22 protein-coding genes and 2 pseudogenes are annotated in these 24402 nt (G+C 38.2%); 9 read left to right on the top strand and 15 right to left on the bottom strand.

Annotated features, from left to right (window positions below; translation table 11 throughout):
* Nucleotides 1–21: 21 nt before the first annotated feature.
* From LGZ98_RS15475 to LGZ98_RS15460, 4 genes are all read right to left on the bottom strand, one after another.
* Nucleotides 22–1110, bottom strand: a complete 1089-nt coding sequence (locus LGZ98_RS15475; protein WP_262978260.1) for a histidine kinase — start codon at nucleotides 1108–1110, stop codon at nucleotides 22–24.
* 208 nt (nucleotides 1111–1318) lie between these two features.
* Nucleotides 1319–1477 carry a DUF2474 domain-containing protein gene (locus LGZ98_RS15470; RefSeq protein ID WP_071824106.1) on the bottom strand — a complete coding sequence of 53 codons (159 nt, stop codon included), beginning with the start codon at nucleotides 1475–1477 and terminating at the stop codon, nucleotides 1319–1321.
* A complete protein-coding gene (cydB, locus tag LGZ98_RS15465) occupies nucleotides 1458–2465 on the bottom strand; it encodes a cytochrome d ubiquinol oxidase subunit II (protein WP_262978259.1) in 1008 nt (335 codons plus the stop codon). Before cydB ends, LGZ98_RS15470 begins: the two co-directional genes overlap by 20 nt.
* Nucleotides 2455–3792: a cytochrome ubiquinol oxidase subunit I gene (locus tag LGZ98_RS15460; protein ID WP_262978258.1), complete on the bottom strand. Its 1338-nt coding sequence runs from the start codon at nucleotides 3790–3792 to the stop codon at nucleotides 2455–2457. Before LGZ98_RS15460 ends, cydB begins: the two co-directional genes overlap by 11 nt.
* Nucleotides 3793–3923: 131 nt before the next feature.
* Between LGZ98_RS15460 and LGZ98_RS15455 the strand changes: the two genes are divergently transcribed.
* From LGZ98_RS15455 to vapC, 3 genes are all read left to right on the top strand, one after another.
* Nucleotides 3924–5351 (top strand): aminotransferase-like domain-containing protein, encoded by a 1428-nt coding sequence (locus LGZ98_RS15455; RefSeq protein ID WP_262978257.1) that lies wholly within the window; start codon nucleotides 3924–3926, stop codon nucleotides 5349–5351.
* 162 nt (nucleotides 5352–5513) lie between these two features.
* Nucleotides 5514–5744, top strand: a complete 231-nt coding sequence (gene vapB / locus LGZ98_RS15450) for a type II toxin-antitoxin system VapB family antitoxin (protein WP_110090524.1) — start codon at nucleotides 5514–5516, stop codon at nucleotides 5742–5744.
* On the top strand, nucleotides 5744–6151 hold the full coding sequence (vapC, locus tag LGZ98_RS15445) for a type II toxin-antitoxin system tRNA(fMet)-specific endonuclease VapC (protein ID WP_262978256.1): 408 nt from the start codon (nucleotides 5744–5746) through the stop codon (nucleotides 6149–6151). Before vapB ends, vapC begins: the two co-directional genes overlap by 1 nt.
* 82 nt (nucleotides 6152–6233) lie before the next feature.
* Here vapC and LGZ98_RS15440 read toward each other — a convergent pair whose 3' ends face one another.
* Both LGZ98_RS15440 and LGZ98_RS15435 read right to left on the bottom strand, forming a co-directional pair.
* Nucleotides 6234–7076, bottom strand: coding sequence for a hypothetical protein (locus LGZ98_RS15440; protein ID WP_113040699.1), 843 nt, complete (start codon nucleotides 7074–7076; stop codon nucleotides 6234–6236).
* A gap of 694 nt (nucleotides 7077–7770) precedes the next feature.
* Nucleotides 7771–8577 carry a hypothetical protein gene (locus tag LGZ98_RS15435; protein ID WP_262978255.1) on the bottom strand — a complete coding sequence of 269 codons (807 nt, stop codon included), beginning with the start codon at nucleotides 8575–8577 and terminating at the stop codon, nucleotides 7771–7773.
* 799 nt (nucleotides 8578–9376) lie between these two features.
* Here LGZ98_RS15435 and LGZ98_RS15430 point away from each other — a divergent pair.
* Both LGZ98_RS15430 and LGZ98_RS15425 read left to right on the top strand, forming a co-directional pair.
* Complete coding sequence (locus LGZ98_RS15430; protein ID WP_262978254.1) at nucleotides 9377–9553, top strand: hypothetical protein; 177 nt, start codon at nucleotides 9377–9379, stop codon at nucleotides 9551–9553.
* On the top strand, nucleotides 9543–10751 hold the full coding sequence (locus LGZ98_RS15425; protein WP_262978253.1) for a phage tail protein: 1209 nt from the start codon (nucleotides 9543–9545) through the stop codon (nucleotides 10749–10751). Before LGZ98_RS15430 ends, LGZ98_RS15425 begins: the two co-directional genes overlap by 11 nt.
* A 68-nt stretch (nucleotides 10752–10819) precedes the next feature.
* Here the strand turns inward: LGZ98_RS15425 and LGZ98_RS15420 are convergent, their stop codons facing one another.
* Nucleotides 10820–11254, bottom strand: coding sequence for a type II toxin-antitoxin system VapC family toxin (locus tag LGZ98_RS15420; RefSeq protein ID WP_113040696.1), 435 nt, complete (start codon nucleotides 11252–11254; stop codon nucleotides 10820–10822).
* Complete coding sequence (locus LGZ98_RS15415) at nucleotides 11251–11472, bottom strand: AbrB family transcriptional regulator (RefSeq protein ID WP_262978252.1); 222 nt, start codon at nucleotides 11470–11472, stop codon at nucleotides 11251–11253. The genes LGZ98_RS15420 and LGZ98_RS15415 overlap by 4 nt, the downstream gene beginning before the upstream one ends.
* Nucleotides 11473–11630: 158 nt before the next feature.
* On the opposite strand from LGZ98_RS15415, the pseudogene LGZ98_RS15410 reads away from it, so the two are divergent.
* Nucleotides 11631–12479: pseudogene (locus tag LGZ98_RS15410) on the top strand (IS982 family transposase).
* A gap of 31 nt (nucleotides 12480–12510) precedes the next feature.
* On the opposite strand, the gene LGZ98_RS15405 reads toward LGZ98_RS15410, so the two are convergent.
* From LGZ98_RS15405 to LGZ98_RS15385, 5 genes are all read right to left on the bottom strand, one after another.
* Complete coding sequence (locus tag LGZ98_RS15405; RefSeq protein ID WP_113040695.1) at nucleotides 12511–13743, bottom strand: DUF2087 domain-containing protein; 1233 nt, start codon at nucleotides 13741–13743, stop codon at nucleotides 12511–12513.
* Between the two features lie 11 nt (nucleotides 13744–13754).
* Complete coding sequence (locus LGZ98_RS15400; RefSeq protein WP_262978251.1) at nucleotides 13755–14438, bottom strand: hypothetical protein; 684 nt, start codon at nucleotides 14436–14438, stop codon at nucleotides 13755–13757.
* Between the two features lie 18 nt (nucleotides 14439–14456).
* Nucleotides 14457–15644 (bottom strand): MFS transporter, encoded by a 1188-nt coding sequence (locus LGZ98_RS15395; protein WP_113040693.1) that lies wholly within the window; start codon nucleotides 15642–15644, stop codon nucleotides 14457–14459.
* Nucleotides 15631–16818 (bottom strand): hypothetical protein, encoded by a 1188-nt coding sequence (locus LGZ98_RS15390; RefSeq protein WP_113040692.1) that lies wholly within the window; start codon nucleotides 16816–16818, stop codon nucleotides 15631–15633. Before LGZ98_RS15390 ends, LGZ98_RS15395 begins: the two co-directional genes overlap by 14 nt.
* A 101-nt stretch (nucleotides 16819–16919) precedes the next feature.
* A complete protein-coding gene (locus tag LGZ98_RS15385; protein WP_113040691.1) occupies nucleotides 16920–17099 on the bottom strand; it encodes a hypothetical protein in 180 nt (59 codons plus the stop codon).
* A 179-nt stretch (nucleotides 17100–17278) separates the two neighbouring features.
* Here LGZ98_RS15385 and LGZ98_RS15380 point away from each other — a divergent pair.
* Nucleotides 17279–17573 (top strand): annotated as a pseudogene (locus LGZ98_RS15380) (transposase); the annotation flags it as partial.
* 250 nt (nucleotides 17574–17823) lie between these two features.
* On the opposite strand, the gene ychF reads toward LGZ98_RS15380, so the two are convergent.
* Entirely contained in the window at nucleotides 17824–18915 is a 1092-nt protein-coding gene (ychF, locus tag LGZ98_RS15375) for a redox-regulated ATPase YchF (protein WP_113040690.1), read from the bottom strand.
* Between the two features lie 134 nt (nucleotides 18916–19049).
* Nucleotides 19050–19640, bottom strand: coding sequence for an aminoacyl-tRNA hydrolase (gene pth / locus LGZ98_RS15370; protein ID WP_113024373.1), 591 nt, complete (start codon nucleotides 19638–19640; stop codon nucleotides 19050–19052).
* A 364-nt stretch (nucleotides 19641–20004) separates the two neighbouring features.
* On the opposite strand from pth, the gene LGZ98_RS15365 reads away from it, so the two are divergent.
* Together LGZ98_RS15365 and LGZ98_RS15360 are read left to right on the top strand one after the other, a co-directional pair.
* Entirely contained in the window at nucleotides 20005–21687 is a 1683-nt protein-coding gene (locus LGZ98_RS15365; RefSeq protein ID WP_262978250.1) for a phage tail protein, read from the top strand.
* A 256-nt stretch (nucleotides 21688–21943) separates the two neighbouring features.
* Nucleotides 21944–24402: inverse autotransporter beta domain-containing protein (locus tag LGZ98_RS15360; protein ID WP_262978249.1), on the top strand; the 2459-nt coding region annotated here is incomplete at its 3' end.

The raw sequence follows: 24402 nt of genomic DNA, 5'->3' as shown, positions 1-24402 counted from the left end.
AATGGGATTTATCTGCCTTTTTCAATCCACTGAAAATTGAATTTCTACTTCTGTACCACCATGTTTACGGTTTTTTATCTGTAATTGCCCACCTAGGATAGAAACTCTGTCTTGCATAATAGCCAGCCCAAATTTGTTTTTATTAGCGGAATTCAAATTAATGCCTCGACCATTGTCACTGACAACTGTAATGATTTTTTCATCGACAGGATAAATATGGATACTGATCCAATTGGCATCGGCATGCTTATAACAGTTGTTCAGACATTCCCTAATGATTTGTATCAAATGCTTGCTATAACTGTCAGGAATGTGTTGATGTGTCAGGCGGTAATTGAATTCAATATTGAAGCCTAGACGGTGGTTAAATTCATTAATCAAGGTCTGTAAAGATTCTTGTAGATTACATTGAGGTTGTTCGTTCCTGAAAGTTGCCAGTAATTCTCTGAGCTGACGATAAGCAATATTCAACTCATCTTTAATCATATTCAGCGAGGTTAAACTTTGCTTGGGTAAATTATCACTGCCGATATATAGGCAATTAACTTGAATCTTAAGGAAAGAGAGGGATTGGGCAATGGAATCGTGGAGTTCACGAGAAATAGCGGCTCTCTCCGCGGCCAACATACTCTGGTGTTGGCATTGGATCTGATTTTCCCGTAATAGTTTATTTGTCATTAAAGTCACTATATCCTGGACCAGTTTTTTTTCATCAGGAGTGAGATCACTATTTCTGTGTGTTTTTATCCAGAGTATCCCATAGCTATCAATGTTATCATCTAGATTCCATCTCATAATCAGCGGCATATCAAAGTAGGGACATTGGTGGGGATTGCGAAAGAAATATTCTTGTTGTGATGGATAAAAGATGATTTTGGCTTCACAGAAAGGGATTAGGCGATTGAGGTGAGAAAAAATCTCCTGAAGCTTTTCAGGTAGCAGTTTACAATTTTGTAGTTTGAAATGGCTTTGACAGAGGAAATCCAAATAGCCATTTTTTTGTTTCAGTGCGTTGATTTCTGCTTTGTATCTTGCATGTTGCCATTCTTTGACAGGAGCAGAGTGATGTACCACTTTTATCAGAAAGTAGACATTTGTAATACTCAACATTATCAATAACGGTAAAATTAAATCTGGAATCGACGGTTTATTAATCAACAACAGTATAAAAAGTAAAAATAAATTTATAACAGAGTTGATTACAAACAGTTTTTGGTTTTTGAAGATGGTGTTATTTGAACTTGTTTTCATCAGGTTAAGATTCCGTTCTGCAATACTGATGAAAACTTTAGCTCAATTTGTTAAATAGTGTTAATAATTACTTCAATTTCATACCTGCTGCTGTCATCAGAAGACGAAATAGCGTGGAAACAGCAAAAAGAGCCATCACACTGCATAACCAGATCATTGCCATCCAGCCTATCCGTTTCCATACAGAAGGGCGTGGGGTGTTTTGATTAGTGGTAGCCTTGTTCATGGTTAACTTTCCCCCGAAAAACGTAGTAGCTCCAATAGGTGTAAACCAGGATCACTGGAATGATAAGTAGGGCGCCGACCAGCATAAAACCTAAACTTTGTTGCGGTGCTGCCGCAGTTTCGTAGCTAATGGTCGGTGGGATCAAGTTAGGCCAGATACTGATACCTAACCCACTGTAGCCAAGGAAAACTAACAATAGTGCTACCAGAAACGGTGTGTAATGAGCTTTACGTTTGATGGAATGCAGTAGTTTCCAGCCAGACCAGACCACTAACAGTGGCACGGGAAGGAAGAACAACAGGTTAGGTAAGCTGAACCAACGTTCAGTTATTGCCGGATGAATGAATGGTGTCCATAAACTGATAATGGCGATAACTGTCAGCATCAGAAAAGTGAGCGGACGGGCGACTCGGTACATCTCTTGTTGTAGGTGACCTTCGGTTTTCATAATTAGCCAGCCACAGCCTAACACTGCGTAAGCAATTATCAGGCCAAAACCACAAAATAGGGGGAAGGGTGAGAACCAATCAAAATAGCCGCCGGTGTAAGTTCGGTTTTCCACCGGGAACCCTTGAATAAAGGCGCCCACCACCACGCCCTGAGCAAACGTCGCCATCACAGAGCCGCCGATAAAAGCTTTGTCCCAGATATGACGATGCTCAGGCGCGCATTTGAAACGAAATTCAAAGGCGACACCGCGGAAGATCAGACCAAATAACATTAATGTCAGGGGGATCGTTAATGCATCAACAATAACGGCATAAGCCAAAGGAAAAGCACCGAATAAACCTGCGCCGCCAAGCACTAACCAGGTTTCGTTACCATCCCATACCGGCGCCACACTGTTCATCATTAAATCACGCTCCTTATCGCTTTTAACCGTGGGATAGAGCAGCCCAATCCCAAGATCAAAACCATCCATGACAATGTACATCATGATGCTGAATACAATGATAATGAACCAGATTAACGGCAGATCAATACCCATTTTTTAGCTCCTTTTTGGGACCTTTGCGGATAAGTTTCATCATATAGGCGTAACCCACACCGAATACCGAGCTGTAAACCGCGATAAAAAGCAACAAACTGATGCTCATATGTATTTCACCGTGTGCGGATACGGCATCTTTGGTGCGCAACGGGCCATAAACTACCCACGGTTGACGGCCTATTTCTGTGGTAAACCAGCCGGCAAGAATGGCGATCAGGCCGGAAGGTGCCATCAAGAATATAAAGCGCAGGAAGCTTTTTGACTGATAAAGTCGTCTCTTATAGCGCAGCCAAAGCCCCCAAAAGCCGGCAACTATCATCAACACACCGAGTCCGACCATCACTCTAAATGACCAGAAAACCATAAGCGCATTGGGTCTGTCTTCCGGTGGAAATTCCTTAAGCGCTGGAACCTGCTTATCTATACTGTGAGTTAAAATTAGACTGGCGAGATAAGGAATTTCGACGGCATAACGCGTCTCTTCCCGCTCCATATCCGGGATACCAAACAGGATCAGCGGCGTTGCTTCACCGGGAAGATTTTCCCAGTGGCCTTCCATTGCCGCGACTTTAGCGGGTTGATGTTTGAGGGTGTTGAGACCGTGAGCATCACCAATCAATGCCTGCAAAGGCGCAATAATCAAGATCATCCACATCGACATGGATAGCATTTTTTTCATTGCTGCCGAGTCATTGCCTTTTAATAAATGCCATGCCGCTGAAGCTGCAATAAAGAATGCTGAGGCGAGGAAGGCCGCAGTAGACATATGAGCCAGACGATAGGGAAAGGAGGGATTAAATATCACTGCCAGCCAGTCGACGGGGACGACCTGATTATTGACAATTTCGTGACCTTGCGGGGTTTGCATCCAGCTATTGGAAGCCAGTATCCAAAAAGTGGATATCAGAGTACCTAGCGCAACCATAAAGGTGGCGAAGAAATGTAATTTTTCACCTACACGATCCCAGCCAAATAACATAACGCCGAGAAAGCCCGCTTCAAGAAAGAATGCGGTCAGTACTTCGTAAGTCAGTAATGGACCCGTGATCGAACCGGCAAAATCAGAGAAAAAACTCCAGTTAGTGCCGAACTGGTAAGCCATAACCAGACCGGAAACCACGCCCATACCGAAGTTAACAGCAAAAATTTTCGACCAGAAATGATATAGCACTTTGTAATCAGCATTACGCGTTTTCAGCCATAACCCTTCTAGTACGGCTAAAAAACTTGCCAGCCCGATGGTAATCGCCGGAAAGATAATGTGAAAGGAGACGGTAAACGCGAACTGAATTCTGGCCAGTTCCAGGGCACTTAAACCAAACATAGTGACCTCTTATTTTTAATTTAAATAAAGGCAGGAAATGTATGCGGACAAGTAAAGCATGAAAAAAATGACTATAATAGTGACAGTTTTTTGTATATTGACTATAACAGTTTGCGGGGAGATCTAAATTAATGAAACGTTATGAACAATTTGCCAGGCAAATTCTCCAACATATTGAAGATGGTACCTGGCTGGTGGGAGATAGATTACCTTCACTGAGGGAATCAGTGAAATTATCGGGTTTGAGTTTGATGACCGTTGTTCAATCGTATCAATTATTAGAGAGTCAGGGATGGATCATTTCCCGCCCTCAATCGGGTTATTACGTCGCCAAACGTTTGCAGCCCTTTGCCGCGGCAAAAGGAGGAAAGCGATTACATTTAAGTGAAAGCGTAGAAATAAGCGCTTCTATTTTTGATGTATTACAGGCGTGCAAAGATCCTGCGATTATTCCGTTTGGTTCAGCATTTCCAGACCCATCCTTATTGATTCAACCTAAACTTTCCAAAGCGTTAGCGGCCGCTGCCAGGCGAATAGCACCGCATAGCGCTTTAGCCAATTTACCGCCGGGTAATGATAAGTTACGCCGTAACATATCGCGCCGTTATGCAATGCACGGTATTCATGTCTCTCCTGATGAAATTGTCATTACCGCTGGTGCGATGGAATCACTGAGTTTCAGTTTACAATCGGTGACTGAGCCGGGGGATTGGGTGGTGATTGAATCACCGGCTTTTTACGGTGCTTTACAGGCCATTGAACGTTTACGTCTGAAAGCGGTAGCCATCAAAACTGATCCACAAAACGGTATTGATTTGGATGCGCTGGAGGAGGTCATTCAGAAATACCCAATAAAAGCCTGTTGGTTAATGACTCACTTTCAGAACCCGCTTGGGGGAACGATGTCTGCTGAAAGTAAATTACGGCTGGTGAATATCCTGAACAGTAATCAGGTGGTACTGATTGAAGATGATGTTTATGGTGAACTCTATTTCGATCAGCAACGGCCTGTACCGGCGAAAGGGTTAGACAGTGAAAACAACTTTATGCACTGCTCCTCGTTTTCTAAATGTCTGGCACCGGGATTCCGTGTGGGTTGGGTTGCAGCAGGAAAACATGCCAAGAGAATCCAACAGTTACAAATGATGAGTACCGTTTCTGCCAGCATGCCGACGCAATTGGCAATTGCGGATTATCTTGCTGAGGGGGGATATGACAACCACTTACGTCGCCTTCGTCGCACATTGGAGCAACGTCAGCAACTGATGTTACGAGCAATTGGTGACTATATGCCTGTTTCAGTCAAAGTGAATCGCCCTAAAGGTGGTTATTTCCTCTGGTTGGAATTTGAGCCATTGTTCAATGCACAGCGGCTTTATCAACTGGCATTGGCAGAAGGGATCAGTATTGCGCCGGGCAGTATGTTTTGTACCAGTGAACAGTTTAACCATGCCTTTCGTCTGAATGCCTCTTTTGATTGGAATCAGGAAATGGAACGTGCGATGCAGGCTTTAGGCAATATTTGCCATAGTTTACTGTCTGAATGTGGAAAGGCGTAGCGATGCGGGGTTCTGGCTATAGTTGTTTAGTGATTTATATAGATCAGAGCCAATACCCTCAGAGTGTTCAATTAAGAAAAATTGGGTACATCTTGTTGACACGCTCTTTTTAGTGCTTATCATGGATATACAGTAAGTATATCCCTATATGAGGAACATTTTATGGTTCAAACAACGGTATTTAAAAGCAATCGTTCTCAGGCAGTCCGGCTTCCTAAAGCTGTCGCTTTTCCGGAAGATGTGAAGTGGGTTGATGTTGTCGCTGTAGGCCATACTCGCATAATCACTCCGGCTGGTGAGTCTTGGGACAGTTGGTTTGATGGCCCTAGTGTTACGGCCGATTTTATGGCAGAACGCGAGCAGCCGCCAGTACAAGAGCGAGAGGGATTCTGATGCTGAAATACATGCTTGATACCTGTATTTGCATCTACACTCTCAAGAACCAGCCCCAGAGAGTGCGTGAAGCTTTTCTGCTCCATCACGATCAGTTGTGTATCAGCACGGTGACATTGATGGAGCTGATTAAAGGCGCAGAGAAATCGGGAAATCCAGAAAGTAATATGAAGATTATTGAGGGATTCGTTGCTAGGTTGGAGGTATTGGATTTCGACAGTAAGGCTGCTGTGCATGCCGGTCAGATTATCGCAGAGCTTGAACGGGGCGGTTTACGCATAGGGTCTTATGACAATCAAATAGCGGGGCATGCCAGAAGCCAAGGGCTGATTATCGTGACTAATAATGTGCGCGAATTTGAGCGGGTTCCTGGCCTTCGTGTTGAGAACTGGGTCAACGAAAAATAATTACTGTATTATCGATGGTTCAATGAAACTTATGGTGTCCACGACATTTTTGCAGACACCATTTTGGGGTTATTTCACCACATTATTCTATACAAAGCGCTCTTACATTACTTCCTTGCTTTCTCCGAGTGGTCATACTATCAATCCAATCTTCTAATGATACCTTCTGTGCTTTCTCGAATGCTGGCCTTACATTTACCCATGATTCGTACCTCAGGTTATATTCTGCTTGTGGCAGGAAGTAATGAGATTTGAATTCGATAAGCCCTTTATCATCTTCGTAAGCGACGATTGAAAACTCAGACCAATATAAGAAGAATGACACGCCACCTCTTGGTGATGTAGCAAGAACACTTTGAACGAAATTGGATTGAGTTTGTCTCCTGCCTGCATAGGATAATGCAGCGATAGCCAGTTGTCTCAGTGGGGTTTTCATCTGCTCTCTCTCCTGACTAGATAATCCTAAGAAGTTTTCCAGGAAAGAGTTGATTAAAACATCGGCATTATGGCTTTTTTGAATAACATTTTGTACGCTGGTTGACAGTAAAGAAAGGAATGGAACGCCAGATAATTCTGAGGTAAATGAGAAGAAATTCTTTTTATTACCTTGGCCTTGAGGATCTAAAGGATTATAGCCTGAGACCGCACGGCACATATTAATAACAGTTTGTAAGCCTTCGGTAATGCTGAGTGGATTTCTAGATGATGTGGAAGAATTTTTTTCAAGCTGTGTATAATCCTCTGTAGCTGCGCCATTAGCCGGGCTCTGTACATCGGAATAATCTCCGGCATCAGGATAATCCATAGTAATATTGCCTGAACGCTCCCAATCTTTAAGGAATCTTGTTCCTCCTTTTTCAATATGTTCTATCCATTCTTGGGCTTTTTTGACTGCATAATCAGGATTATTTAAGATATTTTCCATGATTTTTATCCTTAATAGATTTATTAAGTTAGGTATTGAATGTTAGGGTACTGTTGAAAGTAGGGAACAATGTTGAACCCTATTTTTAACAGTGAGATAAATCGATAATCGTGTACTTAATATTACTGTTTTTTTAGCTTGGTAATTTTTATTTTAAATTTTGTTAATAAATGTTAAATGTATTTTTATGCGAACTAAGTATATCCATAAGTGAATATTTTTCACTATCAAATATTAAGGGTGTGTAATTTAACTTACTGCCTATCCCAATAGGGCTATTTTATTTGCCCTTCTTTGCCATAAAGAGCGAACCTGGGCAGTGCTCAAAATCCTCACGTACTACGTGTACGCTCCGGTTTTTCCGCGCTGTCCGTGTTCTCTGTTCATTGATAAGAATGGCCTGCAACAATTACGCCTATTGGGATAGGCTCTTATTCCTCACGGATAAAAGGTTGTTTATGTGATATTTCCATATTAGCATTAAAATATAGTTTTTAAAATTTATCGATGTAAAATTCACATTTTAAGATAATTCATTTTTATATATTCTGATCGTATGTTATATTCTTTTATATTCTATTTTTATTGAATTTAATAATTTTATTAAATAACTATGATTAGAATAATCTTAGCACAGATTGGTAATAATATTGTTGATATAAATCAATTAATCTACTTACAGAGAGTTTTCAGTTTATGCTTTCATTTTGGTTGTCATACAATCAATTAAATATTCTATGGTTATCTTATCCTCTTTCTCGAATACAGATTTTACTATTTCCCACGTTTTCTGGCTGAGATTATATTCTGCCTGGCAAAGATTATAATGAGAGGTGAATTTAATAGTACCCTTGTTATCTACTTTCTTTATTATCAATATAGAAGAATAGAGTAAGAGTGACACCCCATTTGGGGTTTTAGTCAGAGCATATTGTACCAGGTTGGATTTTTTTTCCTTTTGATCGGCATATGATAAAGCGGTATGAATCAACTTTTTCAAATAAGTCTTAATGGTAATTTTATCCTGAGGAGATAACCCTTGAAAGGCTTCAACAAAAGAATCGATTAAGACATCTGTGTCATGACTTTGTTGGGTAATCGTATTGGTATCTGCCCATAGTAAAGAGAGAAAGGGAACCTTTTCTATTTCTTCTGTGAATGCGATGAATTTCTGCGCATTGCCATTACCTTCTGGTTCCTGCGGGTCGTAACCTGAGGCCACTCGACATAAGTTAATGATAGTTTGCAGCCCCTCAGTGACACTGACTGGGTATTTATTTGATGTGGCCGATTTTTTGGCGAATAGTGTGTATTTATTTGTCGCTGCTACACTGGCTGGGCTTTGTATATCAGAAAGATCCTCAATTTCTAGGAAATGAGTAAAAATATTATCTGAATGTGGCTGCGTTTTAGAATATCTTTCTCCTCTGTGTTTAACGTATTCTCTCCACTCTTGGACAGTTTTAATTTTATGATCAGAATTTGTGAGTATATCTTTCATGTCTATTTTCCTTTATGGATTTATACCCGTCATCTTTCAAGTTGCCTCTTTGTTGGCTGCACTCGCTCACCCCGGTCACATAGTTTGCTATGCTCTCGGGGATTCACTCCCTTGCCGTCGCGATGCATCTTGAAATCCATAGGGTATATTAGATAATTAATTGATTTTCATTCTTTACTCAAAATGAGTTCCAGATTCAGAAACTATAATTTATTTCATATCAATAACATAGGGTTTATTTATGTGATAAGCATATGTTCCTGAAAACCGAGAATATCTTAATCAATAGATAAAAATATATATCTAATCTTTTAATAATAGTGTAAAAATGTAGTATGTAAAGTCCATTGCAATAAAATTTGTGCTTTAGGTTGTTTTTATTGAATAATCTTACATTATATTATCCGGCTGTTTATTTTTTATTTTCTAATAATGAATTTTATTATTAATTATTTATCGATTTATTTTGTTTCATATTTATTGTAAATTAATAATTACAAGTGGAAATTACGATCAATTATATTAACTTCTTGGTTAAAACATTTTATTGCATGGTTAATTTTATTTATTCTTGGAAAGTAAATGTTGTTATAAATATTTTCGAGATGAAATGGATGGAAAAGAGTCACTTTCATATATTGGGCAGAAATGATTTTAATATATGTCTGGTTTTAGGGAGTTTAATTTTTATTGCTATCAATTATAAAAATAGTTGGTAATTTAAGTTGTAAGAATGTTCCATTATTGTTTTTCTAAGTTAGACTATGATTGAAGTGAATTATGGAGAATGATTTTCACGGTGGTTAAATTAAAATATACCCTATGGATTTCAAGATGGATCGCGACGGCAAGGGAGCGAATCCTCGGGAGCATAGATAACTATGTGACCGGGGTGAGTGAGTGCAGCCAACAAAGAGGCAACTTGAAAGATGACGGGTATAATATTATTTTATTTTGGAGGGTGTATGAGTTCTAAAAATGATTTTAAAGCTTTTTCTATTGGTAATAATGCTAATATAGTGAGTCAAGAAGAATATGAACAAAGCCCAGATTTAAAGACTGGATTTCCACCAGATGATATTACTGTTCACTTGCTCAATAAGGTATTACGTCAGTCGTCAACAATAGCATCTGTTGTGGCTAATTTTATCGCAACATATTCCGGCAATGATGTTTTGGACGATGGGGATATAGTTAAACTTGCCGCCCAATTAAATGGCGCGTTAGAACAAAAAATTGCGACCGAAGTACCAAATGCTTCATTAATACAAAAAGGTGTTGTTCAGCTTACGGATAAAATCGGTAACAGTAATACCCTGGCGGTAACGCAGAAGCTAGTTTCTGATGTAAATGATAATGCTAATAACCGATTGGCAAAAGATCAAAATGGTGCAGACATTCCTGATAAAAAAGCATTTGTGGAAAATCTCGGTTTAGAAGTGATTAGTACAAAGCCGGTTGTTGTTGGGAATAATACCGCTTCTACAATCGATAATTTTGATCATATTCCTCAGAATTCGACATATTTTGGCTATCCAGTAGGGTTAAATGGTCCAGGTGTATATGGTCCCGGAATGAGATTTTCAGGAGGGTATGGGGCCTTTAAGGGTTATGAGCTGATGATTCACTCCTCATATGTGCAGAAGAGCGAATTACACTATAGAACGCATAATGGTGACGGTAACATCAATAAATGGAATCCGTGGTATAAAGTCTGGTCAACAAGCAACGCCAAGCCGGATACTAATGGCAACCTTAAAGTCTCCAGTCCAGTGGTAGATATTCACCCAGACGGAACTTACCAGTTAACTTGCGAAGCGGAAGGGGTGACGGTCGAGCGAATAGAGACAGGGAAATATCGTATTAGTGGTTGCAGCGGTTTTGCTAAAGATGGGGCATGGGGAATTCACGGCGGTACTATCGTCCCGGCAGACAGCAACGGGTTAAACCTGATTTGGGTTTGTGAATCGGTAGATTCAGCCAGTGGCGATATAACCATCGAATGTTATCATCGTCAAAATAGAGATGCGCCGATATTTGCGCAAAATAGGCGTGTTAAGAGTATTAATAGTGACGGAGAAGTCGTTTATTACAATGATGGTGAATTATGCGACATTCCTGATGGACGAGTCATTAATGTTCGAGTGCAATTGCTGGAAAAATCACAAGAATAATATATAAAAATCCACGTAACCGCGTGGATTTTAAGGGCTTTAGCTAACTCCAGCATAACGCCTTTCCTCTAAGGCTCTTCTGTACCATCGATCTCCAAGGCGGCTTTATCAAATGTATAAAGCGGCGAAACCGATTTTTTGTTTTTTATGCCATACCGCTGAGACTTATTCACTATCAATGCATCCGCAAAGTCGGCCTGCTTAGTCTTGCCGCCGCATTTAATCGGTTTGGCATTGATGTAGTCATCCAACGCACACCAGAGCGCATGACCATCTTCGAAGACAACATTAGGCTCTTCAATGAGCCTGTGCAACACTTCTATCAGCGCCTCTTTAGGTAGCAAGTAACGCTTGCCTCTCAATGTCCAAATTATCTCGATTAAGACCACATCTGTGATCAAGATTTTTTGCTTGCCTTCAAAAAGTGCATTGGCCTTTTGAGACTGGTTCGCGTCATCTTGCAGAAGATATCTAAGAACAACATTTGTATCTACCGCAATCATTTGTGTATGGCACTCTCAAGTGATTCTTCTTCACTCACCTGGTGATCGACCAGGATACCCTTTAATATCCCCTTCGCGGCCCCTCTGCGCTTTGTGACAATTGAGATGACGCCTTTTCGGCTGACGAAACTCTCATACTCATCACCTGGCTGAATGCCGGCAATCAAACATTGCTCAAGCGGTAACGTTACCTGCCTTTTCTGGCTAACTATTGGCATACAAATACCTCTTTACTAAATATAAAAGGTAAAGATATTCACATCTTTACATATTGTCAATAGTAAATAACGTGAGTTTCGCTTAATAAAGGAACTAAGTGCCTGAGGCACGATCAAAGTTTTTGTTAAAGAAAACATTATCGTGGAGATCCTCAGGCATGGTTAATTTAGAAGAACTTTACTGCGGCGTCGATGATTTTTGCCAAAAATTTATGCCTCTTTGGCATCAACAGTTAATTGAAAGCGGATTACTCAAACGTTATCGGCAGGCTTCCCTTTCACTCAGTGAAGTGATGACGATCCTGATTTTATTTCATATGAGCTACTATCGGGATTTCAAAACGTTTTATCTTCAACATGTTAGAAAATATCTTCATCAAGATGTTCCAGAGCTGGTCAGTTATACGCGGATGTTAACGTTGAAAAGAAGGGCTCTCATTCCCTTATGTGCCTTTCATTCCACTCGCAAGGCTAAGACAGCCGGGATCGCTTTTATTGACTCAACCAAAATTGCGGTTTGTCACAACCTTCGCATTCCCCGGCATCGGGTATTTGAAGGTATGGCACAGCAAGTACAGGATGGTTTTATGGCTTTAAGCTTCGTTTGGTTATCAATGATTGTGGCGAACTGTTGGCCGTTAAGTTGATGTCAGGAAATACCGATCCGCAGCCCTGTCAAAGCGTTAGTGAAAGGGATAACGGGGCATTTGTATGGTGACAAAGGCTATGTATCGCAAGCCCTGTGTAATGATTTGGAAGCAGAAGGACTCATCTTAATCACAAATAGCCGTCGCAATATGAAAGCAAAAGCATTATCACTCTGGGATAAGCTGATGTTAAGAAAGCGTTTTCTGATAGAAACGGTTGTTGACCAGCTAAAAAATATTTCTCAGATAGAGCATTCAAGGCACCGTAGCCAACTCGGTTTTTTGCTGGAAGTCGTATCAGGATTAATTGCTTATACCTTCCAACCTAAAAAAACCGAGTTTAAATCTACGCTCTTGTGACATGGCTATTCTTAAACAAAGCTGAGGTTATTTACTTAACCTTAAAATAAATCCCCTCGTTATTTCGGGTGAGAAGGCGATTATCAACCAGCGCACGCCTAAGCCGGGCATAGTCATCATCAAATAAAGAACAAAAATCTGAAATAAGATCTTCTGTATAAGAAACATCATCTCTTAATTGATTAGCAATGAGTAATAATGTGTTTGTATTATAAACTGAATTATGACATGATTTACTTTCAGATTGCCGATATTTATTTTTAAATACAGAATGATTCCAAAACTCAGTGTTATCTTTTAATACTCCATCTTCCATTAAAATAATTTCAGTGTCTAATAATTTTTTTATTGTTTTTTCTATGATTTTAATAGGAATATTACAATTATTTTTTACTTCATTAATTCTGTTATGTCCAGCCAAAATAAGCGCGTAAATCAATCTGCTTTCTTCTTCATTGAAAATATTAAAGAATTTATTTATTTTATTGTTAGATCTATTAATAATATCAGGAATAGCAAATTTTATTGGTGGTTCATTGAGTGTAAGCATTTCATCCTGAAATGATGATGTTCTTCTAGTACATTCATATGTATCTTTTTTTCTTAATAAACCAATTCCAGCTTGCCTGTATTTATGATTTTCTGGAATAGTAATTAATTCAAAATCATTTGATAAATTAGTTGAGATCTCCTCCCAAATGGGATTACGGACAGTTCTTACTTTTGTTAACGATGATTCCTTTATTGTTGTTGTCATAAGTGGTTCATGTAAGCAAATTATTCCACCATATGATAAATAAGGTACAATCTTTGATAAGAATCGAACATCATCAACTAAAGTTCCAGCATCGATCCATGCAAAATCAATCATTCCCCAATTAGAAATTTCTGAATCTTTTATCTGATGAAAATCTTTTTTTATAAATGAAACTAATTGAGAAAGTGAAGGTTCATTTTCTACATATTTCCAAACATCTTCGGCTGAAGAGCCCTCACCTGAACCATCATCAATGCTGATCAATTTTGGGTTATAAGAATCATCCACAGAGAAAGGAATAATTAAAGAATGCCTTTCATTCCATTCACTAAGCATGATTATCTCTTTATCATGATTGAATTCATCTATGGTTTCTTTCAAGGCTTGTAATAATGAAATAGTTGAATCTCCAGCACCAATTTCTATGACTGTATTTGGCCTGAGCATTTTTATCAAACCTTTTAAAATAAGGCTACAGTTTTCAGTTCCCATACCTATTCTAAACATATTTTTTCCTTTTAATAAACTAATCTAAAAATGCCGGATTTAACAAGAAAGTCAAATTCTTTATTAAAGTCTATGGATATTTTAACGGTGAAACCCTGTTTTATTATATCGAGGTAATATTCATTAATTTTTATCATCCTTCCGGTTAATGTATTTATTGCGAAAATATCATTATTATTTATATGTGTCGAGGTGAAAGGTTCGGATATAATACTTACTCTTTTTTCATTAAAAGGGTTTGTTTTTATATTTTTTAAGTGAATTAGTCCATTACGATGTAAATTTATTGCAATAAATTTCAATTTAATATTCTGATTGTGAATTATAAAATAAGAATTAAGGTCTTTAATTAAATTTAAAAACCCCTCTTTTTTTATATTTTCTATTTGAATATAACTGCCAATGTCATTATTTATAATGGTCAGCATGTTTTTTTTGTTTATATCAATAATACTTTGCGTGTTTTCAAAAAATAAGCAAGACTCATTTACTGTAGCGATAACGGTATTATCCGGTTTGATTGGATATAATTCTAGGCGGTTAAAATGAGTTGGAGTTACTTTACTTAAAGAGTAATCATTATCTATACAGATTTTTTTCTCTCTATTAAAAATATACTCAGCCACTTGCCAATTATATCCTCCTGTATTATCACAGAAGAATAATTTTTTATAATTTATCGTATCTGCTATCATAGCAATATCCTATTAAATTTAATGATTTTTTTTGTTAATTAAAAACCCAACACAACCAAAGAATACAGTTATTATGCCTGAGAATAACAAAGATTCTGTAATGTAAGAGAATTTTATATAATATGAAATAGTAAATCCTAATAAAACTGAAAATTGAATAAATAGAATATAAGCTGGCATATATTCTTCTCTTTTAGAGGCAGGAATAGTTGCCATCATAAATGAACTCATTAATGTATTCTGGATACCATTAGCTAATCCAATTAATAATCCAATGGCTAATAAATACCAAAAATTAGACGTTAAACTGATTAAAATTAATCCCAGGCCAATGATTGATGCAGCCAGAGAAGAACCAGATGCCCTTCCTAATTTTAGAAAATAGTCACTTAATAATATAGGGCTAATAATTAATCCTACGCTCATTGAAGAAACTATATAACCATATTTTTCATTACCTAAATGGATTATATTATTAACATATATAACTAATAGTACATTTAATACTGATGTAAATATTATTGTAAAAAACAGTGGAAATAGAGCATTTCTAATATTACTGGTTTTAAATAATGCTAACGTATTTCTGAATCCATTTTTATGATTTTTAGTTTTATGCTCATTTGATATATTTTCTGAAAATACTTTCCCTGACACTAATAAATAACTCAGTATCAAAGCAGAAAATAAAGTAAATACTCCTATTATATGAAATGTTTTATTCTCAAATTTAGAAAAAATAATTCCGGCAGTTGCAGGGCCTATAACATAACCTAAATTTCGGATTGTTTGAATTATTTTATTAGCTCTTTCTAATTCTTTAAATTCCTTGAAATAACCAGGAAGCACTGTCAATATAGCTGCCCATAACATGCTTCCGAGAAACCCAAGAGAAAATGAGATAATAACCATAGCTAATATATTGCTTGAAAAGGAGGACATAAAAATAATAAACGTTTGTATATAGAATATATAAATAATTATATTTTTTATATTTATGTGCCTAAAAAATAAGTTGGCAAAATTACTGGAAACTATTCCTCCGAGTAGCAAAGCGATAAATAACATAGCGATCTCATTAGAATGAGACATGCCGTTGAGTTTTAAAGTTAAAGCTACTTGAGTAGCTTCATCTGAGAAGCTACCTAATGTAATTGATAATAGTAATAATATATGGAATATTAATTTTATCTTAATGATCTGCATTTATTACACAACCCCATTCATATAATTTTATAACCAGCAACTGATGGAATTCATTGAGTTTATTTAAGTTTATCCTTTTTCCTTCTAAGATATAATATAACAATTTAATTGTATCTTTATGATAATCTATCAAAATGCAGTGCCCATTTGAAGAAACTAGTATATTCAATTTGGAACTCATGATATACCATTGTAGTAAAGAGTTCCCATTAAAAAAAACAGTTCTTATTTTTTTATCAAATTGTACCGGAGGTCTTGGGACACAAAGTGAACTACTGGTATCTCGTATTAATTGAGTTGTTATTAAATATTTTTCTAATGTACCTTCTTCGAATATTTTTTTGCCTTTTGTATGATACTGATGTAACTCAGGAGAAACACACACATTTCCTTGATATTCATTGTGTTCATAAATAGAGGTATCAACTGTTTTATCTATTTGATTGTTTATGAATGATTTTATATTTTTTTTGTTTTCATCAAATTCCCAAAAAGCAATATTGATCACCAAAGAGACATTGTTTTTACTCTCAGCAACATGCAGATAATCATGTGGGAAATAGCATACTCTATCAGATGAATTATTGAGTATATAACTAGAAGATTTATATTGTTCATAATGAGGATATCGGATATACATTAATTGTTTATTTTCTGGCTCCCATGTATACATTGTTTTTCCATTTCTCAATGTAAATGCGAAATTATGGGCATAGTCTATATGTATTCCTGTATGAGTTGATGAGTATCTTCCTAAAAAACAATCAATATCAACTCTGCCTCTTGGTCTATAAAATAGTGAACTATATAATAAATCAGCAAAACTTTTAGCTTTATCCCAAATAACTGGAGTAGAGGCATGTAACCCAAAGTATGCAATACACCACTCTTGATTTATATATGAATTATCTAGTCGTTTGATATATTGATCAAAATTAATTTCATCTTTTTCAATCAAAAAATCTGAAACAGGCTTTTCAGTCAACTTTCCGTCTATAGCTGTTATAAATTCGGAAACACTATTTCTGGACTTCAACTCTTCTAGGGAAGTTTTATATTTTATTAATGAATCGAATATCTCATTTTCGGAAAATTTTATATTTGTTAAATTTAATTCCGCAGGTTTTTTATTCCAAATTTTTTGAGAAAAATCCAGACTAGAAATATCATTCATATGAAATAACCTTTAAAGTTTGGTTAACAAGGTAGTGAAATAATCACCACCTTGTTGTTTGTTAAATTTATATTATCTTAAAAAAGATCAAGATAATATAATTATTCCATAGGGATTTGTTGAGCGTACTTCACGTTTTTAGTTAATGGAGCAATATCCAAAAGTGATAATTCTTCTATTGCGTTGTATTCTTCATGTACCTGCTGAGCATATTTAACGTTTTTAGTTAATGGAGTAATATCTGAAAGAGTAATTTCATCAATACGATTTTGGGATTTCATAGTTCACCTCATTTAAGTTATATTTATTTTTATTACATACGGCTTAAATGTAATAGGTAACTCATTTTAATAACGTCATTGACGTTAATTATATGTTAATTGATTGTTTTTTTTGTTTCATTGATCATTGTCACAAAATATAAGTTTATATGGAAATATTTATATTATATATATAATATAAAATGAAAAAAGAGGGTATTGAAATGATTACCCCGGTACGTGCCAATATGGATGATCCCATCCCCAGAGAAACGAGAAAGCGCATTAACGCCAAACGACGTTTAATTGAAACGGTCATTGGTCAACTCGCCGGGCAATTGACTATCGAGAAGTGCTGGGCGCGGGATCTGTGGCATGTGAGCAATCGAATTGCCAGAAAGGTGCTTTCTCACACATTAGGCATTTTTGCTAATTTTAAACAAGGTAAAAAAACAACGCGACTGGCTTCAACAAGCTAATGTTATAGGGCGTTAAAGTCGAGCATCGCGTTAATATAGGATATATACCCGTCATCTTTCAAGTTGCCTCTTTGTTGGCTGCACTTGCGCACCCCGGTCACATAGTTATCTATGCTCCCGGGGATTCACTCCCTTGCCGTCGCGATCCATCTTGAAATCCATTGGGTATATATAGTCGGGATCTGAATCCACGCAACTGCGTGGATTCTAAGAATTTTAATCAGTCTCAGAGACATCTTGCGATGTCATGAGACATGAAAAATAAATTAGACATTAAACAAGAAATTCATTACATCGCCATCTTTAACGATATAGTCTTTACCTTCTGAACGCATCTTACCGGCCTCTTTTGCCCCTTGCTCACCTTTGTAAGTGATGAAATCTTCAAAAGAGATGGTTTGTGCACGGATAAAACCTTTTTCAAAATCAGTATGGATCTTACCGGCTGCTTGTGGTGCGGTTGCGCCAACTGGGATGGTCCATGCTCGAACCTCTTTCACGCCGGCAGTGAAATAAGTTTGCAGATTCAGTAACTGATAACCAGCGCGGATAACGCGATTTAAACCGGGCTCTTCCAGCCCAAGTTCAGCCATAAACTCTTCGCGTTCATCATCTTCCAGCTCCGCGATATCCGCTTCTACCGCCGCACAAACCGGTACGACCACTGACCCCTCTTTTTCTGCGATCGCACGAACCGCATCCAGATGAGGGTTGTTTTCGAAACCCTCTTCGTTGACATTAGCGATGTACATAGTGGGTTTCAGCGTCAGGAAACTCAAATAGCGGATAGCCGCTTTCTCTTCGGTACTGAGATCCAACGCCCGCAACATACCCGCTTGTTCCAGATGAGGCAGACATTTTTCCAGTGCCGCTAATTCTGCTTTGGCATCTTTATCGCCACCTTTGGCTTTTTTCTGGACACGATGAATGGCTCGTTCGCAGGTGTCCAGATCGGAAAGAGCCAGTTCGGTATTAATGATCTCAATATCAGCAGCAGGATCAACTTGACCGGAAACGTGAATGATATTGTCATTGACAAAACAGCGCACAACATGGCCGATAGCTTCTGTTTCACGAATGTTAGTCAAAAACTGGTTGCCCAAGCCTTCACCTTTTGATGCACCTTTCACCAGACCAGCAATATCGACGAATTCCATTGTGGTTGGTAAGATTCGCTGAGGTTTCACAATTTCAGCCAGTTGTTCAAGCCGTGGATCTGGCATAGGGACGACACCAGTATTAGGTTCAATGGTGCAGAACGGGAAGTTTGCTGCTTCGATACCGGCTTTAGTCAGCGCATTGAATAAGGTTGATTTTCCGACGTTAGGCAGGCCAACGATACCGCATTTGAATCCCATGATTTTCACCTTAATTTACTTATAAATCAAAAGGCTGTATCAGCCTTTTCGATGAGTCAAAAAAATTGGCGCCATTATACACGGAATGACGGGTTATCACGATCTTACAGACAAGATTTATCGATTCCATGTCATCAAACGCTGGCTTTGAAGCTATGTAAACGGTTGATCGCTTTATCCATATCTTGTTTCATCAGGATATCAGTACAACGCCGTGCTTCATCAATCGCATCATCAATCAGCTTTTGTTCATTGGCTGGTGGTTTGCCTAGCACAAAACCGACAACTTTATTTTTATCGCCGGGATGGCCGATACCAATACGTAAGCGATAAAAGTTAGGGTTATTGCCAAATTTGTTCTGAATATCTTTCAAGCCATTATGACCGCCATGACTACCACCCAGCTTCATTTTTGCCACCCCTGGCGGTAAATCGAGTTCATCATGAGCCACCAGAATTTCATCCGGCTGAATACGGTAGAAGGAGGCGAGGGCAGCGACAGATTTACCACTGAGATTCATAAATGTCGTTGGCACTAACAGACGAATATCATGACCGCACATATTAATCCGGGCAGTGTAACCGAAAAATTTACTCTCTTCTTTTAGTGATTGATTGTGGCTCCGAGCGAGTAGATCAACATACCAGGCTCCGGCATTGTGTCTGGTTTGGGCATATTCAGCACCGGGATTAGCCAGACCGACGATTAGTTTTATGTTACTCACTATTTTTCTTCACTTTTGACAGTAAAACAAAAAGGAGGATAGTTTACCTGTCGGCGGCTACAAGTACAAAGTTCAGTTTGAAAGCTTGGAAATATTGTTACGAAAATTTTCGAGAGGAAATTGGAAGGAGAATAGTCATTTACAGAGATTAAGCACAAATAGTTTTGATATCTTTCTGGTTTGAAAATATTTAATTTTTTATTGTTGCCAGTGGTACAAAAATAGTTAACTACCTAAGTCATAAGAAAGTTTTATTATTGTTTTTTCGAGATAGACTATAATTTAAATAAATTATGCAGAACGATTTTTACGATAATTCAACATGTTGATTATGAAATGATGTTTTTTTATTTTAGGAGGATATATGAGTCAAAAAAATGATTTTAAAGCTTTTTCTATTAGTAATAATGCTAATGTGGTGAGCCAAGAAGGATATGAAGAAAGCCGGAGTTTAAAGACGGGGTTTCCACCAGAAAATATTACTACTCATTTACTCAACAAGGTATTACGTCAGTCGTCGACAATAACATCTGTTGTGGCTGATTTTATCGCAACATATTCCGGCAATGATATTCTGGATGATGGGGATGTAGCTAAACTTATTGTTCAATTAAATAGAGCGTTAGAACAAAAAATAGCAATAAAAGTACCAGATGCTTCATTAACACAAAAAGGTGTTACTCAGCTCACAGATAAAATAGGTAATAGCAATACCCTCGCGGTAACGCAGAAGCTTGTTTCTGATGTAAATGATAACGCTAATAACCGATTGGCAAAAAATCAAAATGGCGCAGATATTCCTGACAAAAACGCGTTTGTGAAAAACCTCGGCTTATCGGAAACAGTAGAATTGGCGAAAAATGCGGTATCGACCAATGGGGGGAATTATCCACAGTATTTTAGGTTTAAACAGGTTGAAACACTGCCCACTGAACGTAATGCGACGATGTTAGTTTCTTTACAGGGCGCCAAACCGACAAATGAGATAGTCGGGTTTACGCTTTACAATTGGTATGACAATTATATTAAAACAGGTATTGTGCGTGGCAGTAGCGTTGATACCTACGGATATACAATAGATATTAATGGCAAACGGGTTTTTTCTGTTTCTCCTGCGGGGCGGATTGAAGCCGCGTCAGCGAATATAAGGGGGAACGCGGGAGTTTTTAACATAACCCATGATACGGGTAAACATGCATATTTTCAGTTTATTGAGGGAGCAAAAAGAACGGCTTATGTTGGATTTCCAAGTGACGGGTCGCCGAATTTTGATATTTGCAACGAAAAAAAATCTAGCAAATTAACAATTGGTGGAGAGTTGGCGGCATATATTAATAACAATCGGGTTTTCTCTGTTTCTCCGGCGGGTCGGATTGATGCTGGGTCGGCGAATTTAAAGGGGGCTGGGGGTGTTTTTAACGTAGCATACGATGCAGGCGGACATGCATATTTGCAGTTTTATGAAGGGGCAACAAGAACGGCATTCGTTGGATTTCCAGGTGACGGATCATCGGATTTTGATATTTGCAATGAAAAAAAATATGGCAGGCTGACAGTTGGCGATAAGTTAAAATATAACGGTAATCCTATTGCAGTTTTTAATGATAACTGTATCGCCGATACTAACGGCAATCTCAAAGTATCCAGCCCCGTAGTGAATATTCATCCAGACGGAACTTATGATCTCACTCGTGAAGCGGAAGGTATGATTGTTGAGCGGATAGAGACAGGGAAATATCGCATTAGCGGTTGCAACGGTTTCGCTAAAGATGGGGCATGGGGAATTCACGGTGGTACTATCGTCCCAGCAGATAGCAACGGGTTAAATCTGATTTGGGTTTGTGAATCAGTAGATCCATCTAATGGCAATATAACCATCGAATGTTATCATCGTCAAAATAAAGATGCGCCGATATTTGCTCAAAATAGGCGCGTCAAGAACGTTAATGGCAATGGAGAAGTCATTTATTATAATGATGGTGAACTATGCGATATCCCCGATGGACGAGTGATTAATGTTCGAGTCCAACTGCCGGAAAAATCATAATATACCCTATGGATTTCAAGTTGCATCGCGACGGCAAGGGAACGAATCCCCGGAAGCATAGATAACGATGTGACCGGGGTGAGCGAGTGCAGCCAACAAAGAGGCAGCTTAAAAGATGACGGGTATAAATACTTAATGCTGTATTAGGAAAGCATTTACGACGACTTTTATTTTGCTAAGTGATTACTTATGGTTATCGACTGATAATTTATTTTCATTATACAAAATCATAGAAAGTAATTTAATGTGCTCAGTAGTGACAACTGAATATAACGGCAATGACTTTATGGTATTACTGATGAACATTAATCGTACTTTTCGTAGTATAAATAAGAGTGTGCTAATCGTTTGTTTTTTATTTGCAGCGATTATGCTACTAAAAAGTTATCCTGCTTTATCTGAGCCAGTAAAGTCTTTGATTGGTATTGAAAATTGTCAGGAATACCCAAAAGCAGTTATAGAGCATAATATTGATAGCAAAAAACAGATAACCGAGCAGGCTGGCAATAAATTGCACGAAAACGTTACTTATAAAGAGAAAAAGCGATCAGAGCCGAGGAGATGTGGTAATTTTTTATCAAAGAGAAGCATAGTAGGAAAAAACGATGGTGGTGAAAAACCCAAAATACCCCAGTTATATGAAAATAGTCATAAAGATGATAATCAAAATACTCCTCCTTTAATTCTCTCTCGTGGCCCCGAATTCCTTGGGTTATTAAATAAAGATCCGAAAAAATTAGCCCAGGATTATATTGTCAACAAGTTAAATAGTCAGATAACAAGTAATACTCAGAAATGGTTATCCCAGTTTGGTACAGCCAAAATTGATCTAAAAGTTGATCATCATGGGCACTTGGATGAAAGTTCTGTAGACTTACTCGTTCCTTTTTATGATGATAAAGATCATTGGCTTGTTTACAGTCAATATGGATATCGTCATAAAGATAGCCGTGACACCGTGAATTTAGGTGTTGGAAGCCGTTTATTTATAAATGACTGGATGTATGGGGCGAACACTTTTTACGATAATGATTTAACCGGCAATAATAGCCGATTCAGCCTGGGTGGTGAACTATGGACTAACTACCTAAAAATGTCTGCTAACGCATATTTTCGCCTGAGTAATTGGCATAATTCCCGTGATTTAACCAATTATTATGAGCGCCCTGCCAATGGTTATGACCTTATTGCCGACATGTATTTACCTTCAATGCCGTCACTCGGTGCCAAAATAAAATATGAACAATATTTTGGTGATAATGTTGCATTATTCGGAAAGAACAAGAGACAAAAAGATCCCTATGCGGCAACTATTGGGGTAAATTATACCCCGATTCCACTGATCACAGCAGGGATTGACTATAAATTAGGAAAAGAGGGAAAAAGTGATGGTATATTTTCATTCAATGTGAATTACCGATTTGGTGTTCCGTTATCAGAACAACTTTCACCAGAAAATGTTTCTTCACTACGAAGCTTGGCAGGGAGTCGTTACGACTTAGTTGAAAGAAATAATAATATTATTTTGAATTATTTGAAAAAACCGCAACATTTTAGGTTACTGGTTCCTGTATTAGAAATTAGTGGTTATGGTGGTGAGGCTAAACCAATACAAATTCAATCTGATACTCCATTCAAAAATATGATTTGGGATATGCCTGAGTTATTCCAGAAGAATGGCGGGATTATAAATATAGAAAGTACTCATGGTTATACCATTCAGTTACCGGAATATCAGCCTAATGGAAAAAATGACTATACTATAACAGGTACAAGTAAAGATGATCAGCTAAGGGTGCAAATACAAGCTCATGTATTACAACGTAATATTTCTTTGAGTGTTAACACAACCGATCCTTTAATTGCTGATGGAAATGCGAAATATGTTTATACAGCTACTCTGTTTGGCGCTGACAAAAAAACGCCGATAGAAAATGCAAAATTGATTTGGGATACGGATAAAAAAGATCCTGGATTGAAATTAAAGCCTGATTCAGAGACAACAGATAAAAATGGACAACAGACTGCAACATTAACAAGTACAACGCCATTATCCGATATACAAGTCAGTGTCAGTATTAATGGCGAACGTGTTACTACGGATAAAAAAGTCAGTTTTACAGAGTCCAGCAGCAGTTATCGAGTCACCGGCGTGACGGTGGATAAAGAGGGGCCGCTCTACAACAACGGTACTGATATTTATACCTTCACGGCGACGGTGGTGGATGGGCATGGCAAGCCGGTAGCGGATAAAGCGATCGACATTGACTGGCAGACAGATTCAAAGGCTGACGGGTTAAAACTGACGAAGCAGAGCAATTCGGTGAGTAACGCGCAGGGACAGGTGACCGCGACGTTAAGCAGTACAGTGGCAGTGAAAGATGTGCAGGTATCGGCGAAAACGGCCAGCCAGCAGACGGCGGTGAACGCGAACGGAAAAGTCAGTTTTGCGGAGTTCAGCACCAGTTACTATGTCGCCAGCGTGACGGTGGACGTGGATAAAGACAAGAAGCGCTACAACAACGGTACCGACAGTTATACCTTCACGGCGACGGTGAAGGATGGGCACGGCAATCTGGTGGTGGGTCACCCGATCGACATTGACTGGCAGACCGACCCAGCGGTTGACGGGTTAACCCTGACAAAACAGAGCAATTCGGTCAGTAACGCGCAGGGGCAGGTTACCGCGATCTTAACCAGCACAGTGGCAGTGAA

The organism is Photorhabdus kayaii (assembly GCF_025384895.1).
Classification (GTDB): domain Bacteria; phylum Pseudomonadota; class Gammaproteobacteria; order Enterobacterales; family Enterobacteriaceae; genus Photorhabdus; species Photorhabdus kayaii.
This window is presented reverse-complemented; position numbering and strand designations above follow the sequence as displayed.

Excerpts from the sequence above, each read along its gene's own strand:
- LGZ98_RS15475 (WP_262978260.1), bottom strand. The coding sequence starts at position 1,110 with ATGTTGAGTATTACAAATGTCTACTTTCTGATAAAAGTGGTACATCAC.
- LGZ98_RS15470 (WP_071824106.1), bottom strand. The coding sequence starts at position 1,477 with ATGAACAAGGCTACCACTAATCAAAACACCCCACGCCCTTCTGTATGG.
- cydB (WP_262978259.1), bottom strand. The coding sequence starts at position 2,465 with ATGGGTATTGATCTGCCGTTAATCTGGTTCATTATCATTGTATTCAGC.
- LGZ98_RS15460 (WP_262978258.1), bottom strand. The coding sequence starts at position 3,792 with ATGTTTGGTTTAAGTGCCCTGGAACTGGCCAGAATTCAGTTCGCGTTT.
- LGZ98_RS15455 (WP_262978257.1), top strand. The coding sequence starts at position 3,924 with ATGAAACGTTATGAACAATTTGCCAGGCAAATTCTCCAACATATTGAA.
- vapB (WP_110090524.1), top strand. The coding sequence starts at position 5,514 with ATGGTTCAAACAACGGTATTTAAAAGCAATCGTTCTCAGGCAGTCCGG.
- vapC (WP_262978256.1), top strand. The coding sequence starts at position 5,744 with ATGCTGAAATACATGCTTGATACCTGTATTTGCATCTACACTCTCAAG.
- LGZ98_RS15440 (WP_113040699.1), bottom strand. The coding sequence starts at position 7,076 with ATGGAAAATATCTTAAATAATCCTGATTATGCAGTCAAAAAAGCCCAA.
- LGZ98_RS15435 (WP_262978255.1), bottom strand. The coding sequence starts at position 8,577 with ATGAAAGATATACTCACAAATTCTGATCATAAAATTAAAACTGTCCAA.
- LGZ98_RS15425 (WP_262978253.1), top strand. The coding sequence starts at position 9,543 with ATGAGTTCTAAAAATGATTTTAAAGCTTTTTCTATTGGTAATAATGCT.
- LGZ98_RS15420 (WP_113040696.1), bottom strand. The coding sequence starts at position 11,254 with ATGATTGCGGTAGATACAAATGTTGTTCTTAGATATCTTCTGCAAGAT.
- LGZ98_RS15415 (WP_262978252.1), bottom strand. The coding sequence starts at position 11,472 with ATGCCAATAGTTAGCCAGAAAAGGCAGGTAACGTTACCGCTTGAGCAA.
- LGZ98_RS15405 (WP_113040695.1), bottom strand. The coding sequence starts at position 13,743 with ATGTTTAGAATAGGTATGGGAACTGAAAACTGTAGCCTTATTTTAAAA.
- LGZ98_RS15400 (WP_262978251.1), bottom strand. The coding sequence starts at position 14,438 with ATGATAGCAGATACGATAAATTATAAAAAATTATTCTTCTGTGATAAT.
- LGZ98_RS15395 (WP_113040693.1), bottom strand. The coding sequence starts at position 15,644 with ATGCAGATCATTAAGATAAAATTAATATTCCATATATTATTACTATTA.
- LGZ98_RS15390 (WP_113040692.1), bottom strand. The coding sequence starts at position 16,818 with ATGAATGATATTTCTAGTCTGGATTTTTCTCAAAAAATTTGGAATAAA.
- LGZ98_RS15385 (WP_113040691.1), bottom strand. The coding sequence starts at position 17,099 with ATGAAATCCCAAAATCGTATTGATGAAATTACTCTTTCAGATATTACT.
- ychF (WP_113040690.1), bottom strand. The coding sequence starts at position 18,915 with ATGGGATTCAAATGCGGTATCGTTGGCCTGCCTAACGTCGGAAAATCA.
- LGZ98_RS15365 (WP_262978250.1), top strand. The coding sequence starts at position 20,005 with ATGAGTCAAAAAAATGATTTTAAAGCTTTTTCTATTAGTAATAATGCT.